The sequence below is a fragment of the Paenibacillus sp. FSL R10-2748 genome (assembly GCF_038005565.1).
Classification (GTDB): Bacteria; Bacillota; Bacilli; order Paenibacillales; family Paenibacillaceae; genus Paenibacillus; species Paenibacillus polymyxa_B.
Genome location: NZ_JBBOTK010000008.1, coordinates 79,966 through 96,451, shown reverse-complemented (window position 1 = coordinate 96,451; position 16,486 = coordinate 79,966). Strand labels below are relative to the sequence as shown.

The 16,486-nt window shown below is 45.9% G+C and carries 13 protein-coding genes; 10 read left to right on the top strand and 3 right to left on the bottom strand.

Going from position 1 to position 16,486, the window contains the following annotated elements:
• Window positions 1–327 precede the first annotated feature (327 nt).
• The 5 genes from NSS66_RS21380 to NSS66_RS21360 all read left to right on the top strand — a co-directional run bounded on the left by NSS66_RS21380 (window position 328) and on the right by NSS66_RS21360 (window position 8,026).
• Window positions 328–885 (top strand): GNAT family N-acetyltransferase, encoded by a 558-nt coding sequence (locus NSS66_RS21380; RefSeq protein WP_023986581.1) that lies wholly within the window; start codon window positions 328–330, stop codon window positions 883–885.
• A 271-nt stretch (window positions 886–1,156) separates the two neighbouring features.
• The gene (gene ppdK, locus NSS66_RS21375) at window positions 1,157–3,829 is read left to right on the top strand and encodes a pyruvate, phosphate dikinase (RefSeq protein ID WP_340959724.1); all 2,673 of its coding nucleotides are present in this window, start codon (window positions 1,157–1,159) and stop codon (window positions 3,827–3,829) included.
• A 218-nt stretch (window positions 3,830–4,047) separates the two neighbouring features.
• Window positions 4,048–5,346: an ABC transporter substrate-binding protein gene (locus tag NSS66_RS21370; RefSeq protein WP_340959723.1), complete on the top strand. Its 1,299-nt coding sequence runs from the start codon at window positions 4,048–4,050 to the stop codon at window positions 5,344–5,346.
• Between the two features lie 414 nt (window positions 5,347–5,760).
• Complete coding sequence (locus NSS66_RS21365; protein WP_023986584.1) at window positions 5,761–6,489, top strand: LytR/AlgR family response regulator transcription factor; 729 nt, start codon at window positions 5,761–5,763, stop codon at window positions 6,487–6,489.
• Window positions 6,490–6,922: 433 nt separating this feature from the next.
• The gene (locus NSS66_RS21360) at window positions 6,923–8,026 is read left to right on the top strand and encodes a hypothetical protein (protein ID WP_023986585.1); all 1,104 of its coding nucleotides are present in this window, start codon (window positions 6,923–6,925) and stop codon (window positions 8,024–8,026) included.
• A gap of 79 nt (window positions 8,027–8,105) precedes the next feature.
• On the opposite strand, the gene NSS66_RS21355 is transcribed toward NSS66_RS21360, so the two are convergent.
• A complete protein-coding gene (locus NSS66_RS21355; RefSeq protein ID WP_340959721.1) occupies window positions 8,106–8,942 on the bottom strand; it encodes a helix-turn-helix transcriptional regulator in 837 nt (278 codons plus the stop codon).
• Window positions 8,943–9,079: 137 nt separating this feature from the next.
• Here NSS66_RS21355 and NSS66_RS21350 point away from each other — a divergent pair, with 137 nt between their 5' ends.
• Window positions 9,080–10,366, top strand: coding sequence for a Gfo/Idh/MocA family protein (locus NSS66_RS21350; protein WP_028541935.1), 1,287 nt, complete (start codon window positions 9,080–9,082; stop codon window positions 10,364–10,366).
• A gap of 111 nt (window positions 10,367–10,477) precedes the next feature.
• Here NSS66_RS21350 and NSS66_RS21345 read toward each other — a convergent pair whose 3' ends face one another.
• On the bottom strand, window positions 10,478–11,314 hold the full coding sequence (locus NSS66_RS21345) for a carbonic anhydrase (RefSeq protein WP_340959720.1): 837 nt from the start codon (window positions 11,312–11,314) through the stop codon (window positions 10,478–10,480).
• 218 nt (window positions 11,315–11,532) lie between these two features.
• Here NSS66_RS21345 and adhP point away from each other — a divergent pair, with 218 nt between their 5' ends.
• Window positions 11,533–12,549 carry an alcohol dehydrogenase AdhP gene (gene adhP / locus NSS66_RS21340; RefSeq protein WP_209940812.1) on the top strand — a complete coding sequence of 339 codons (1,017 nt, stop codon included), beginning with the start codon at window positions 11,533–11,535 and terminating at the stop codon, window positions 12,547–12,549.
• 76 nt (window positions 12,550–12,625) lie between these two features.
• On the opposite strand, the gene NSS66_RS21335 is transcribed toward adhP, so the two are convergent.
• Window positions 12,626–12,991, bottom strand: a complete 366-nt coding sequence (locus NSS66_RS21335) for a winged helix-turn-helix transcriptional regulator (RefSeq protein ID WP_013308345.1) — start codon at window positions 12,989–12,991, stop codon at window positions 12,626–12,628.
• Window positions 12,992–13,178: 187 nt separating this feature from the next.
• On the opposite strand from NSS66_RS21335, the gene NSS66_RS21330 reads away from it, so the two are divergent.
• The 3 genes from NSS66_RS21330 (at window position 13,179) to NSS66_RS21320 (ending at window position 16,438) form a co-directional block, all read left to right on the top strand.
• Window positions 13,179–14,375: an MFS transporter gene (locus tag NSS66_RS21330; RefSeq protein WP_023986590.1), complete on the top strand. Its 1,197-nt coding sequence runs from the start codon at window positions 13,179–13,181 to the stop codon at window positions 14,373–14,375.
• Window positions 14,376–14,406: 31 nt separating this feature from the next.
• Entirely contained in the window at window positions 14,407–15,249 is an 843-nt protein-coding gene (locus NSS66_RS21325) for an aldo/keto reductase (RefSeq protein WP_340959718.1), read from the top strand.
• Between the two features lie 166 nt (window positions 15,250–15,415).
• A complete protein-coding gene (locus NSS66_RS21320; protein ID WP_023986592.1) occupies window positions 15,416–16,438 on the top strand; it encodes a LacI family DNA-binding transcriptional regulator in 1,023 nt (340 codons plus the stop codon).
• The last annotated feature ends 48 nt before the right edge of the window (window positions 16,439–16,486 follow it).

Here is a 16,486-nt window from a genome sequence, read left to right as displayed (position 1 = left end):
TAAGGTAGGAGTTCTCAAAATCAATATAACAACCAATTTGTAGAATCAATTTTCTTTTTTTGGCGAATATAATAAAATTTTGAATTATTTTGGAACTATTTGAAATTTCCTTATAGAGAGCCTCTAAAATTCTGTGAAGGGTATGGGCGATATGGGAAGCTACTAGAAGACCAAGTGTATGCTGGTATGGATGACGAGCAGGAGCAAAAAGAATCATGTCTGGCAAGCGGAAGGAACCGCTGTTGCAAAAAAGAACAGGTGAAGTCAGACGCTCATTTTTTATGCTATATTTTATACATAAGGAAAATTTGAGAGTTGAGGTGCAGCATGACATCAATGACTATTGTCAAATCATCCGTCACACCAGAATTAATGGCTTTTCAGGCAAGCACTGAAGATCAGGCTGAGGTTCAGGAGTTAATTTTAAAGACGGCCAGATGGCTGCACAGCAAAGGCTCCACGCAATGGGGCAACTTACTTAAAGGAAAAGATGATCACAACTTGGGCGGCGCTATTGCACGCGGAGAAGTGGTTATTTTCCGAGCATCGGAGGACCATAGCCTGGCAGGCGCAGTGATCTTGCAGCAGCAGCCCAGTGCATGGGACCGTAAGTTGTGGGGACTAGACGAAACGGATTCTGAAGGAGGAACCTCAGTATATCTGCATCGTTTGGTTGTGGATCGCGATAGCACCGGGAAGGGGCTAGGCCGTGAGCTGATGCAATGGATTGAACAAGGCATCCACTTCACAGGCAAGGATCGAATCCGTTTAGACTGTATTGCGGGCAATGACAAGCTTAGCGAGTTTTACAGACAATGCGGTTATACGTATATAGGCGAAACGAACGGCTATAATATTTTTGAAAAGATGCTAACAGAGATGTAGAAAAATAAAATCTGAGCTGAGCAAAGGGACGTCTAAACAGATGTCCTTTTTGTTTTTTTAAGTCGTGTCATTCTATCCCGATATACGTCTAATTCCGAATTAAAGTGTTTTATAAATAAGTTTATTCATTAATTAAAACATCATAAATGAATGTTATAGGTATATATTACGTCATATATATTGAAATTTCCTCCTGATTTGTGTTACAACTTTAAATAGACATATAGATTAATTCAGGCATGTATCTCGATAAGTGGAGGGAATGAATTTAATGCTGAAAAGAGTGTACTCATTTAACGAAGGTAAGTTGGGGATGAAAGCGCTACTAGGAGGAAAAGGCGCTAATCTCGCGGAAATGACGACACTGGGTCTCCCGATCCCTCCCGGCTTCACGGTGACCACCGAGGCGTGCCGAGCCTACTTTGCTTCAGGCGGCAAGCTTCCGGAGGGCTTATTGGGGGAGATCGTAATCGCCCTGCACGACATTGAGGAAGCGCAGTCGGCTATATTCGGAGATACGGAGCGGCCTTTGCTGGTATCTGTCCGTTCAGGCTCGGTAACCTCAATGCCCGGTATGATGGATACGATTCTGAATCTGGGTCTGAATGATGAAACCGTGCGTGGATTGGCAGAACAGTCGAGAAATGAAACCTTCGCCTATGACTGTTACCGCAGATTTATTCAAATGTTCGGCGAGGTCGTGCTAGGGATAGACTCCATCCATTTTAATCAGCTTCAGGAGCAGAGCAAGCAAACCAACGGGCGTGTCAGTGACCAAGAGGTTAGCGCAGGAGAATGGAAGGAACTGATCGCAAATTATAAAGATCTTGTCGCAGAGCGGAGTGGACAGCCGTTTCCACAGGATGTGTATCAGCAACTGCAACTGGCGGTGGAGGCTGTATTCCGCAGTTGGAACAATATGCGTGCCAAGGTTTACCGGAAGGCTTTCGGCATTCCAGATGAACAAGGAACAGCAGTGAGCATTCAGGCCATGGTGTTTGGCAATCTCGGCAACGATAGCGGAACCGGAGTGCTCTTCACTCGCAATCCCTCCACAGGTGTGAAGGAACTGTACGGTGAGTATATGGTAAATGCTCAGGGAGAGGACGTCGTGGCAGGAATAAGAACGCCTAACCCTATTCCACAACTTTTGGAAGAGCTGCCGCTAGTCTATGATCGTCTGGAAGAGCTGGCCTCATTGCTGGAGTGTCATTACCGGGATATGCAGGATATCGAATTTACGATTGAAAAAGGCAATTTGTATCTGCTACAGACGCGCAGCGGCAAAAGAACGGCGCAGGCGGCTGTAAAAATAGCTGTGGATCTGGTGGAGGAAGGGATTATCAGCAAAGAGGAGGCTATCCAGCGGATCGAACCGTCCCACATGGACCAGCTGCTGCATCGCTCCATTGATACTTCCACACCGCTGGAGGCAATTACCCAAGGTTTGCCAGCCTCGCCTGGCGCAGCGAGTGGGCGTATTGTATTCGACGCGGATACGGCAGTGAACTGGACTAAGGATGGGCAAAAAGTCATCCTGGTCAGTGTGGAGACCTCACCCGATGATGTTCACGGAATCATTGCCGCCGAAGGGGTGCTGACGAGTCGAGGTGGGATGACCAGCCATGCTGCTGTGGTTGCAAGGGGCATGGGTAAACCCTGCATTTGCGGCTGTGACGCGCTGAGCATTGATCTGAGCAGTCGGGGCGTCAGTATCGGTACCCTGACCTTTCAGGAAGGGGAGGATATTTCACTCGATTCGACCACCGGACAGGTGTACCAAGGCAGTCTGTCGCTCAATGAGCCGGTTATTACACCGGAGTTACTGAAGCTGCTGGAGATTGCGGACGGCATTCGGACGTTAAAGGTCTACACTAATGCGGATACGCCACTCGACGCAGTCAAAGCCCGTGAATTTGGAGCCGAAGGCATCGGGCTATGTCGGACGGAGCATATGTTTTTCTCTGGCAATCGTCTACCTATCGTTCAGGCGATGATTTTGGCCGATGATCAGGAGGAGCGGATTCTTCATTTGAATCGTCTGCTCCAAATGCAACAATTTGACTTTGAGGCTATGTTCAGTGCGATGGACGGTTTACCGATGACGATTCGCCTGCTGGACCCGCCGTTACATGAGTTCCTGCCGAATCTGGAACAGCTTCAGGAGCGACATCGGGAGCTTGTGCTTTCCGGCGGCCATGCGGAGGAGCTCCAGCGTCTTAAAAGCACTATCTCCAAGGTTCATGAACTACGGGAAATTAACCCTATGCTGGGTCTGCGCGGTGTTCGGCTGGGCATTCTGTTTCCAGAGATATACGACATGCAGATTGAAGCGATCTTTAAGGCCGCGGAAGCGGCACTACGCAGGGGCGTGGATGTGAGACCGGGGATTATGATTCCGCTGGTCGGTCACTCCAATGAACTCAAGCAAATGAGGGAACTGGTTGATAAGGTAGCCGTTCAGGTGCTTAGCGAGGAATTTAAGTGGTTCAAGTATCGGGTGGGCACCATGATTGAGGTTCCAAGAGCAGCCCTGCTGGCAGATAGCGTGGCCCAGTACGCGGACTTTTTCTCCTTTGGAACCAATGATCTGACGCAAATGACCTTTGGTTACAGTCGAGATGATGCTGAAGGTAAATTCCTCGGCTCCTATATGGAAAAAAACATACTGGAAACGAACCCTTTTCAGGTGTTGGATCAGGATGGCGTAGGCAAGCTGATCGAATGGGCTGTTGTCAAAGGCAGGGCAAAAAAGCCTTTTCTGGAGACAGGTATCTGCGGCGAGCATGGCGGGGATAGTGAGTCTATTCTCTTTTGTCACCGCAGCGGACTGGACTATGTCAGTTGCTCACCGTACCGGGTGCCATTTGCCCGCATTGCCGCTGCCCAAGCAGCTTTGCTTGTCAGAGCGGAGCAACCTGAGGGAGCGTTGTCCGCTTTGTAGCTTATTAGCATATTCAAGGCAGCCTTGCTTCAAAGGCTGCCTTGTTCGTTTTACAGCAACATTGATATGCAGATCTCGTCGAGAACAATAAATTTTATATAGAAATGAAAATGGGGATATCGTGTCTCGCCCTCCTACATATGATGATAGGGAAAGTTTTGTAAGCGTTTCAAAAAAAGAAGACATACAACCAAGTGAAGCTACAGGAGGCGGTTAAGGTGGACAATTACATGAGCTGGATAAAGATTGGATTTTTCCTCAGCGTTCTGTTTTTGCTTGCAGCGGCATGCAGTACCTCTCCCAAAATAAAGAACACAGACGGGCAAAAAGTGCGGCTTACGATGCTGGCTTGGGGTAATCCTGCGGAGGTGAAGGTGTATCAGCGGGCGCTGGATGCATTTGAAAAGGAAAACCTATATATCGAGGTTAAGCTGGTGCCTGTGCCGGGAGACCAATATGAGCAAAAGCTGCTGACACAGCTTCAGGAAAGTCGCGGACCGGATGTGTTTTATGCGTATGAACCGACGATTGCGCGTTTGATCGGGGCGAAGCAGGTGCAGCCTTTGGGTGAGTTTTTAAATAGTGATGCGAGTGATGTGAAGGCTGAGGATTTTCCGGAAGGATTGTGGGGACCGGCAAAGCGTGACGGGGAAATCTATGGGGTCACTCCCGACTCCAACCCGATGGTCATGTATTACAACAAAAAGGTATTTAAGGAAGCAGGCGTGAAGACGCCGCAAGAATACTATGACGAAGGCAAGTGGAACTGGGATGCTTTTGAGGAGGTTACATCCAAGCTGAAGGCAGCTGGAAAGCAGGGTTATATTGCGGAAAACTGGTGGGCTCACTGGTATTCATGGGTGTGGTCGAATGGCGGTCAGATCTTTGATGAACAAGGCAAATATGTGCTGGACCACAATGAAAAGGGCAAGGAAGCCTTCAGTTTTATGTACGATATGGTGAAAAAGGGAAATGCGGTATATCTCGGCTCGCTTCCCAAAGGGCAAGGGGCTGACGCGATGTTCATGTCCAATCAAGTCGGCATGCTGGCGGCGGGAAGATGGCTGGAGCCCTTGTTTAGTCAAAATAAAAGCCTCGACTTCGATTATATCTACTGGCCATCCAATACCGGTAAGAATGAGCCCGTCGCCATTCCGGTTGCCTATGTAGCTGTAAACAAAAATAGTCCGCATGTGCAAGAGGCCATGAAGCTGGCAGCATTCTACGTCTCTGTGAAGGGGCAGGAGGCGCGGCTAGTTGAAGGCGGGAATGCCATGGGTACACTTGCTGCGGCAGATGAGAGCATTAAGAAAAAGGCGACAATTGAGCATTCAAGCTATTTGACTGAAGGATGTAACATAGGGCATGCTCATGGATCTGCACTGGCCTATGATGCTCAGGTGCCGGGGTTGAACTCGGATATCACGGAAACCATCGACCTGATGTTCCTGGGCAAGCAGGATGCTGCGGCAACCATTGAAAAGTTGAATCAGATCATATCCAAGGCGGTCAAGTAGGCACGGGATGGGCTGTGACCGGGGAGGAAGGTGACAAGATGCAGAAAAAGCATCAAGCGCTGTGGGGCTGCCTTTTCATTGGCCCCCAGCTTCTGGGTCTGTTAAGCTTTTGTTAAAAATTGTTTTCCAGGTTCTGATTAGTTACCCCTTAAAAAGTCAGAGTTTCGCCTTAAAAACAAGCAAGGAATTCGAGTCGCCCATGTAGAAGTTGTTGTTGTCGAGGGAAAAAAGATTCCAAATAAGTCGTCTCGTGCTACGCCGTATTATGAAGGAAACCCGTCTGAAGATGAATTGCCCGTCCCCGTCATAGAATCACATATCAAGCAATTCGGTAAAGCGCCGCAGGCTGTAGCCACCGACCATAAATTTTCAACACTTGTATCTTAACTGTACAAATGAAGGAAGTGGTATGCCGTGAAGGTCGTAATTTGTGAAGACGAATGTTATTGGCGCGATGCGTTAAAAGCGTCTATATCTCGGTGGGCTTTAAATAAAAATATAGAGCTGCAATGTGCTGATTTTTATTCGTCCCAGAAATTAATTCAATATCTTAATGCTCACATAGATATAGACGTAGTTTTGCTCGATATTTCGCTAAGTAGTGAAGAAGATATTGATGGGATGACTACAGCAAAGCATATCCGAAAAATGGGCAATCGGGTACCTATCATTTTTGTTACCGTTGATTCTGCTCGTGCTATTGACGGATATTTAGTGGAAGCAATGGGCTTCTTGAAAAAACCTATTGACGAGAAGCGACTTTCGCTATTTTTGGATAGAGTAGTGAAGCAAAAAAAACCGGAGCGAGTGTTCACTATCATAGCAGAGTCCACCATAAATAGTGTTCGTCAAAGTGATATAGTTTTTGTGGAAGTGAATAATCATACGATAATCTATCATACAACAAAAGAGGAAATCTATCTTAGAGGAACCTTAAACAAAGTGATGCAGTTATTAGGCTGTGAAAATTTTATCCAGATACATAGGTCGTATGTAATTGCAAAATCTAAAATCTACAGAGTAAAAATAACTTATCCATATTCCGTCGATATTTTTAATGGTCATGAGATTACCAATCTCCCTGTGAGCAGGAATTATATTACTAACCTGCTTGAGGTATATTCAGATGATGTATTGCAGTGAATATTATAAATACAGTATGCTTTCTTGAAGTCTTTTGAACGAAATGTAGCGTCGTACTGATACCCTTGGCGTAATCAGTCCTATCATCAGAAAGGCATGCCCAAATTAATGAAGGGTGCCGCGAAACAGCTAATTTACAGCTGGTTTGCGACACCCTCTTTTAGTTGTCCGGACGGAAATTTACTCGTATTTCATGCTGTTTACGACATCAACATACTATCTACGCCAGTCCATTGAAATTTCTTCTGTACTATTTAATAATCTAGACACAACAGAAGAAACGATTGACTCATATTCAAAACTACGAAAGGAGAATGCGAGTGATATAGACTTTTACGTTATGCATCTTAGAGATGATCATGTAGATGACTTCCTAGAACGAAGCTTACTAATTTTTTGAAAATAAGTATCTCAATCGTGAAAGGAGTACATTATGAAATTTGTCAGAAAAAGTGTTAGTTTTATTTTGGCAATACTGCTCATGTACAGTGTTTCAGTAGTTCCCTCTTTCGCGGCAAGTGAAACAACGTCGCAAGCGGCTAAGGAAGAGACGAAGAAGGCAGAAATTCAATCCATGTCCTCGATACCGTATTCTGCAATGGATACTCAAAAATTTGAAAATCTAGATGAAATATCTCCGGACGAAGCGAAAAAGATTTCCACAGATTCAACCCAGAGCAGAACCGTTAAACCGCAAAGCGCATGGGGTATCTCTGAACCTGTATTTGTAGGAGATGGCACTCTCAGTGATTCATTTGATAGCTACGCGGTTTCTCTCACTGCAAAGCAGCTATCATTCCTAAAGCTGGATTCCAGCAATCCAAATCTGTTGGCTATTCTGTACAATGTCAATGCCAACGGCTCGTTAGGCAGTTCTACTGGATGGGGTGTTAAAGCAAACGGAGGTCAAGCATACATTAATATCCCGGCAGGTAAATATGCGATTGTAATTGGTTCTGCGACAGGTGAAGAAAAAGGCAGCTATAAATTGATGTGGAATGCTTCCAATCCATCGGGTGCCTCTGCCATTATCAATTGTACAGCTGACCTTTCCAGAGTCGTATTGTATTATGATCTTTCAACGATCCGCAGCAACGGAGATAATATCTTAACGGGACTCAATTGGGAAAACCACGAAACCTGGTATACCCCAAATGGGTATTCCGCTAGAGATATGAGCATTTCAGTAGCTGAAGTAAAGGGCGTATATTTGGGGTCGTTCTCCAGTAGTGCACCCTATTCTGCTCCAAATGCATTACTGATTGAAATCAATAAGGGGTCATGGCTGTATAGTAACAGCTATTATCGTAATGTAAAAGGAGATGTAACCCATATTATGGATTACACCGATCCTTCGGGTCTTCAAACTCCGAGAACCTTTGGAACAGGGGAAGCCGATTTTTCGTATGGTCCTAATTACATCGTTATTAATTTGGACACATTCCAGGTTTGCGAGTTCTTAAGTCCATTCAATTATTTTTATACTTCAGATGGTGGCCGCACCTATTCGCTTACCAAGCTACAAAAAATATCTTAAATCGAAATCTTCATCATTGTCTAAAAGCAAATTATTGAAGGCATCACCTTGATGGGAGTTAAGGAGTAGGGGCATTCCTCTACTCCTTTTTGTATTTTTTTCGGTACTGTAGCGGGGTGTGCCCGGTAAGATGCTTGAATACACGACCAAAGTGAGCAATGCTGTCAAAGCCCGTTTTTTCAGCAATGGAGGTTACTTTCCAGCTCGTTTCTCTCAAATACGCACGAGCCTGCTGCACCCGCACATCCTGAAGATATTCTACTAAAGTAAAACCTGTTGTCTGCTTGAAAATACGGCACAAATACGTGCTGCTAATATAAAAATGCTCAGCCAGCTGATCTAGCGACAGGCTCTCGTCATAATGAGCATGCAGGTATGCAATGACCGAGTACACGCGCTGCTGCTTTTCGCTACGTTCCGGTGCAATGGTATCGGCAGTGGCCGATTGTATGCGCCGGATGCGGATAAGGAGCTGGAGTAGCAAGCTTTGGAGATATAGTTGGCGGTAGGCATGTTCTTGGTGGTATTCATCTAGCATTTGCCGGAATAGATGCTCCAGCTCGCATTGTTCTTCCGCGGAGGGGCGAAGCAGAAAGCTTTTTTCTGGCAGAAGAAGCTGGTTCTGATCGCTGGAGGGAGAGACATTCATTGACGAGGCTGCAAATTCTTCATCAAAGTTAATCAAAATCCGTTCATGGCTACCACTACCCTTGTTACTCGTACGGTGAAAATCATGTTTGCTGATCCAAATCAGATCGCCCTTCTGGAGTGCGTAAACCCGCTGATTAATGTAGTAGTAGCGCTCTCCTGCCAGCAAATAATAGATTTCGTGCGCTTGGTGGACATGGTCGGCAGACATGCTGAATGGCACCATCCGCAGTGCTTGCTCGATGGCAAAACGGGGTGTAGCGATCATATCGATAGTCTCCTTTAATAAAAAATGCATAAGGATAATATATGTACACTTTACGGGAAAAATCATAATAAAAGCGAAGATTTCGCTCTTTCTTATACTATAAAATAAAAGCAATTCATGTAAAGGGTGTGAACCAATTGCCTAAAATCAAATATGCACTTGTGGGTACCGGAGGAAGAGCCGAATTTTTTTACGGTGAAGTTGTTACCGTTTTCAAAGATACCTCGGAGCTGATCGCGTTCTGTGACGTCAATCAGACGAGAATGGATTATGCCAATCGGCTGTTGCAGGAGAAATACGAGCATGAGCCGATTCCGACCTATAAAGCTCACGAGTTTGATCGGATGATCGCGGAGACGAAGCCAGATATCGTCATTGTCACGACCATTGACCGGGTGCATCATCGGTATATTATCCGGGCGATGGAGCTGGGCTGTGATGTCATTTCCGAGAAGCCGATGACGGTGGATGAAGATAAATGCCAAGACATTTTGGATGCCATAGATCGCACGGGACGGAAACTGCGCGTCACCTTTAACTACCGCTATGCACCACACAATACGAAAATCCGTGAGGTCATCATGGACGGAACGCTCGGAGAGGTGCTGTCGGTCAATTTCGAATGGCTGCTGAATACACAGCATGGCGCGGATTATTTCCGTCGGTGGCACCGAGACAAGCGCAATAGCGGCGGTTTGCTGGTGCACAAGTCGACGCATCATTTTGATCTGATGAACTTCTGGCTTGGCTCAAAACCGGAGACGGTGTATGCGATGGGGGATCTGAAATTTTACGGACGGGAAAATGCGGAGCAGCGTGGCGTGACGGATTTTTATCAACGAGCTTACGGCAGCAAGGCAGCGGAAAATGACCCCTTTGCGCTACATCTGGACCGTAACGAGCATCTAAAAAGTATGTATCTGGACGCTGAGCATGAGGATGGCTATGTGCGGGATCAAAGCGTATTTGGCGACAATATCAGCATTGAAGATACGCTGAGTGTCATGGTGAAGTATCAGAACAAGACGGTGATGAACTATTCACTGAATGCTTACATGCCTTGGGAGGGCTTTATCATCGTATTTAACGGCACAAAGGGACGGATGGAGGTTCGGGTATCCGAGCAATCTTATGTTAATTCCGGCGGCAGCAAGGCAGATGAGGGTGCACTAAAAGAGAAGACCATCACCATCTATCCCCACTTTGCAGCACCTTATGAGGTCGAAGTGGAGGAAGGCCAGGGGGGGCATGGCGGAGGAGATCCAGTTATGCTGCGTGATATTTTTGATAAGCCGGCAGAGGATCGGTTTCATCGTGCGGCCTCACATATCGACGGTGCATGGTCCATTTTAACAGGCATCGCCGCCAACCGTTCTATGCGTACAGGTCAGCCAGTGAAGGTGGAGGAACTGGTGCGCTTGTAATGAGCAGTAAATTTAATACCCAAAAGCCCCCTCTAACTAGATGAATAGAGGGGGCTTTTGGGTTGTATTTATATATAGAATGCACCTTACATCTTACGGCACTTTATTTTATTATTTATCGGCAGTCAGTTCCCGGGTTCCCAGCTGTTGTACAGGACGATGGTTATCGGGGAAAATGGCAGCAAACTGGTTGATTTGGTCTGCGGACATTTCAATAGGCTGCTCCAGCACTGTCCAATTGACATGTTCTGTGCATGGCGGGGTAGTCAGCGATCCGTTGTAACGAACGGAGTGCAGGTCTTTTGGCAGCAGCGTAGCGAGATTTATTTCTTCATCCAGAGCTGCTTCTTGGGAAATATCTTTCGGCAGTTTGGACCAGATGCGGTTGAAAGCCTTGTTTTCTTTGCCACTTTGGATAAGGACCCCTAAGACTGCTGTGCTTCCGTTGTCGCTTTGATGGACAAAATGAAGCTCCATTTCAGCATTTTTACCATCTATTTGGTGTTCGCTCGGGTGATGAAAATGAAACTGCTTTAAAGTGAATTTAGTACCGTCCAGCACGATGTTATTGTTGGCATCGGCAACACTGATTTGCACAGTGTGCCCATTATTTAAAATGGATGCTTTCGTATTGGTGTAATGAACTTGCAGAGGTTGCTGCGTTTGCGATGCTTCAAGATGGGTATGCTCTATATTGACAGGAGATTGTTCGTGGCCGTTACCACATGCTACAAAGTCTTTTTCCAGTTCTCCCCAATGTTCCGGTCCCCGATCTCCTGCATAGGACCAGTGTGGGCCTTCCTGAACAACTGCATGAGCGTTGTTAGCCGATGAGGATGAAGTGCTGGTGGTACTAGAAATGGCGGGCTGTGAATTGCATCCTGTTACCGACACGACCAAGATAATGGCAAATATGCTGAACAGGCAACCTTTCCAGTTTTTTTTCATGTTTCTTTATCCTTCTTCCAAAATAGAGTATGTGAAACTTTTTACATTGTAAATTATTGTACAAAGTTCCTACAAGGGTCCAAGGACTTAGAAAGAAGCGTTTTTCGATTAAATAGCTTTAAGTTAGATTTATATTTGTCCTTTTTGGGCAAAAATTACTATAATAATGAAGTGTATATTACAAAATAATTCCATATCTAATTAAAGGAGAGATCTACATGAAAGCAGCAATTGTTACAAAAGACAAGAAAGTCAGTGTAGAAGAGAAACCTTTACGCTCCCTGAAGCATGGGGAAGCGTTAGTCCAAGTAGAATACTGCGGAGTCTGCCACACAGATTTACATGTAAAAAATGCAGATTTCGGTGATGTTACAGGCAGAGTTCTGGGGCATGAAGGTATTGGAAAAATCATTGAATTAGGCGAAGGAGTAACCAGTCTTAAGATTGGTGATCGCGTAAGTATTGCCTGGATGTTCGAAAGCTGCGGTCACTGCGAATATTGCCTAACCGGGCGGGAAACGCTGTGTCGTGAAGTTAAAAATGCCGGATATACGGTAGACGGTGCAATGGCAGAGCAATGTATTGTCACAGCTGACTACGCGGTCAAAGTACCAGATAGTCTTGACCCTGCTGCTGCAAGTAGTGTAACTTGCGCAGGGGTTACAACATATAAAGCAGTTAAAGTAAGTGAAATCAAACCAGGACAATGGATCGGTATCTTCGGCATTGGTGGCTTGGGTAACCTGGCTGTGCAATATGCCAAAAATGTATTCAATGCTAAAGTTGTAGCCTTTGACATTAGTGATGAAAAACTAGAACTGGCTAAACAAATTGGTGCTGACTATATCGTTAACAGCATGAAAGAAGATCCGGTCGCCCGAGCTAAGGAGTTAACAAACGGTGCTGGTCTGGACGCAACCGTGGTTACTGCTGTTGCCAAAACACCTTTCAACCAGGCCATCGACGTTGTAAAGGCTGGCGCGCGTGTTGTAGCTGTAGGTCTTCCAACTGATAAGATGGATCTGGACATTCCACGTCTGGTTCTGGACGGCATTCAAGTTATTGGCTCCTTGGTCGGCACTCGTGAAGACCTTAAAGAAGCGTTCCAGTTCGCTGCAGAAGGTAAAGTCGTCCCTCTTGTACAAAAACGTCCGATCGAAGACATTAATGAGATCTTCGAGGAGATGGAGCAGGGCAAAATCCAAGGACGCATGGTCATCGATTTCACAAATTAAAATGATGTCCAATTCGTAACCCTTGGAATTCGGAGAGAGAAGCGCCTGCTGATGTATGCAGGCGCTCTTTTTGGCTTTACAGCTTATTCAGAATGTTATCTTCCAAAACCGCAGACTTATCCCCGTATTCTTTAATAATATGTCTTTCTCCCCAAGCACAAAGAGAATCTAAAATGCCTTTCAGACTACATCCATATTCACTAAGCTCGTACTCCACTTTGGGTGGAACCTGATTATAGCTAATCCGATTGACAATGCCGTCTTCCTCTAATTCACGAAGCTGCTGAGTCAGCATTTTTTGTGTTATGGAAGGCATCATCCGTTTTAATTCGCTTGTCCGCATCTTTCCATGTGTCAAATGACACAGAATCACGCATTTCCATTTCCCGCCAATCACCTCTAACGTCGCCTCAACAGAGATGTTGTATTTTTTCTTCCCCAATGCAGATCCCCCCATGTGTATCACTTCTGTTATACATACCTTAACAGCCTGTTTTAATCAAAAAGAACTTTATCTAGGGTACTTTTTAGTACCTATATCACTAAAAAGTACGTACTGTTCATATTTGCTTGAATAACTCATAATAACATCTGCTGGTCGAAGATTTCTATAGATAGGAGTGAAAAACATGTCGCCAGAATCAAAACGAAGTATCTGGCCATTACTGGCTCTAGCCGTAAGCGCCTTTGCGATTGGAACAACCGAGTTCATCAGCGTGGGACTACTTCCCCTGATTGCTGAAGACTTGCATATATCTGTAACGATGTCTGCACTAACTGTAACGCTATATGCATTAGGGGTTACCATCGGGGCACCTGTCTTGACCTCATTAACATCAAGTGTTCCCCGTAAAACGTTGCTGCTGTGGATCATGATTATATTTATTGCAGGTAATAGCCTCGCTGCGGTCTCTAGCGGAATTGCCTTGCTGCTGATTGCACGTGTGATCTCAGCGTTCGCCCATGGGGTGTTCATGTCTATCGGTTCCACCATCGCGGCCGATCTTGTGCCGGATGATCGGCGAGCGAGTGCTATTTCCATTATGTTCTCCGGGTTGACCGTAGCCACAGTCACAGGTGTACCTTTGGGTACCTACATTGGGCAGCAATGGGGTTGGCGGGCTGCATTTATGGCGATTGTGGTCGTCGGTGTAGTGGCACTCATCGCCAATCTGATTCTGCTGCCATCTACGCTGCGCAAAGGGAACAAGACTCCTTTCCGCGAGCAGGTCAAACTGGTTACCAATGGTCGCTTGCTACTCGCATTTATCATTACAGCTTTGGGGTATGGAGGCACATTTGTGGTGTTTACTTATTTATCTCCATTACTTCACGACATAACCGGATTTCAGCAAAGTACGGTAACGTTTATACTTTTGCTGTATGGAATTGCGATTGCCATCGGGAATGTTATTGGCGGAAAAGCAGCCAACCGCAAGCCGCTTTCAGCTTTGTTTTACATGTTTCTGATTCAAGCAGTGATCCTTTTTCTCCTGTTGTTCACGGCACCTTTTAAAACGGCAGGACTGATTACGATCTTCTTTATGGGATTGCTTGCGTTTATGAACGTGCCCGGGCTACAGGTATATGTAGTCATGTTGGCCGAAAGGTTTGCACCCAAAGCTGTCGATGTTGCCTCTGCTGTTAATATTGCAGCTTTCAACGCAGGGATAGCCATCGGAGCTTATGTAGGCGGGATTGTAACGGATTCACTCGGTCTCATTCATACGGCCTGGATCGGGAGCATTATGGTTTTCGTTGCGGTTCTGCTCACAGGCTGGAGTCGTATGCTCGAAAAAAGGGATACAACCACCATTACAGGTTAAAGCTTTTAAAAAATAGAGAGGAAGATACAAAATGACACAAAACTTACAAAGCACAACATTGTTAAACAATGGAGTTCACATGCCTTGGTTTGGCATTGGGGTATTTAAAGTGGAAGAAGGTTCGGAGCTGGTCGATGCTATAAAGGCTGCTGTAAAGCATGGCTACCGCAGTATAGATACAGCTGCAATCTATGCGAATGAAAGCAGTGTAGGGCAGGCTATTCAGGAAGCCCTTCAGGAAAATAATCTGTCCAGAGAAGAACTGTTCGTCACGTCCAAAGTGTGGAATGCAGATTTAGGCTATGAAGAGACACGAGCAGCTTATGAAGCCAGTCTGGACAAGCTGGGTCTGGAATATCTGGATCTATATCTGATTCATTGGCCAGTTCAAGGAAAGTATAAAGAAGCTTGGAGAGCTTTGGAATCCTTGTATAAAGAAGGACGGATTAAGGCGATTGGAGTCAGCAACTTCCAGATTCATCATTTGGAAGATCTCATGAAGGATGCTGAAATTAAGCCAATGATCAATCAGGTGGAGTTCCATCCACAATTAACCCAAGCCGAGCTGTTGCAATTCTGTCAAAAGAACGACATTCAAATGGAAGCCTGGTCTCCGTTAATGCAAGGCCAATTGCTCGATCATCCGGTACTGCAAGACATAGCGACCAAGTACGGCAAATCGGTGGCGCAAGTGATTTTACGCTGGGATGTGCAGCAGGGAGTTGTCACCATTCCCAAGTCTACCAAGGCGCATCGGATCGTCGAAAATGCCGACATTTTTGACTTCGAACTGACGCGCGAGGATATGGATCGAATTCAGGCGTTAAATGCCGATCTTCGAGTAGGTCCAGATCCGGATAACTTTGATTTTTAAAATTACGTTCATTATGATACGCCGTTTCCTTCTTCAGAAGGGACGGCGTTTTGTGCATGATGGGTCTGGAGCCACAGCAATCCAATCCCGCCATATGGTATTATAGGGTTATGTGAAAAGAGACGTTTTGGAAGCATATGAATATGAAAAATCTCCGGGGGACTTCATGAATAAGACGATTGCAGATATAGCCCAAATGGCTGGTGTATCCAAGAGCACGGTATCCCGTTTTTTGAACGGCGGGTCTGTCAGCGTGGATACGAAACGTAAAATTGAAAAAGTGGTTAAAGCCACGGGGTATGTGCCCAATGCCTTTGCCCAGAGTCTTAAGGCGAAGCGGACCAACATTATCGGCACCGTTGTGCCGCGTCTGGATTCTTTTGCGACATCCCATACGCTGATGGGGATTGATGAGGAGCTGCGTTCTCAGCATTATCAGATGCTGATCTCTAATACGAGCCAGGATGTACAGCGTGAAATTGAAGCTATTTATGAGCTGGGCCGACAAAAGATTTCGGGTATCATTTTGCTGGCTGCTCAAATCACAGACGACCATCTGACCGCGATTCGTGACATCGGTATTCCGGTGTTGCTGGTGGGCCAGCAGCACGAGCAGCTTCATAGCCTTATCCATGATGACTATCGTGCAGGATATGATATCGGCACGTACGTTTTGTCACAGGGACACCGCGAAATTGCCTACGTTGGTGTTACTGAAAAGGATGTTGCCGTCGGTGTGCAGCGCAAGGAGGGCTTTAGGCAGGCTGTTCGCGATGCATTGCCTGCTGAGTCTCATACGGACGATGCGATGCGAGCAGCAGGGTATGATATCAGATACTATGAGACCGGATTTAAAATGTCCGATGCACGGATTGCTGCATCCGCCATTTTGGACCATTTCAAGCCATCGTTAATGGTGTGTGCTACGGATAATATCGCGCTGGGCGTAATCAATGCGGCTTATTCCAGAGGGATTGTCATTCCGTCGGATTTGTCGGTAACTGGCTTTGGGGGATACGATATTACGGAGGTCATTCACCCTGCCCTGACAACCGTTCAATATCCGTATATGGAGGCTGGACGTGTAGCAGCGCAAAATATTATGCGGCTGGTAGAACATAAATCGGTAGAAAAAGTGACGGTCATGAATTATTCCCTTATCGAAAGAGAAAGCGTTGACAAACGCTGAACAAGTGGATTATAATTTCTTCGAAACCGGTTCCATAGCATTCGGGCA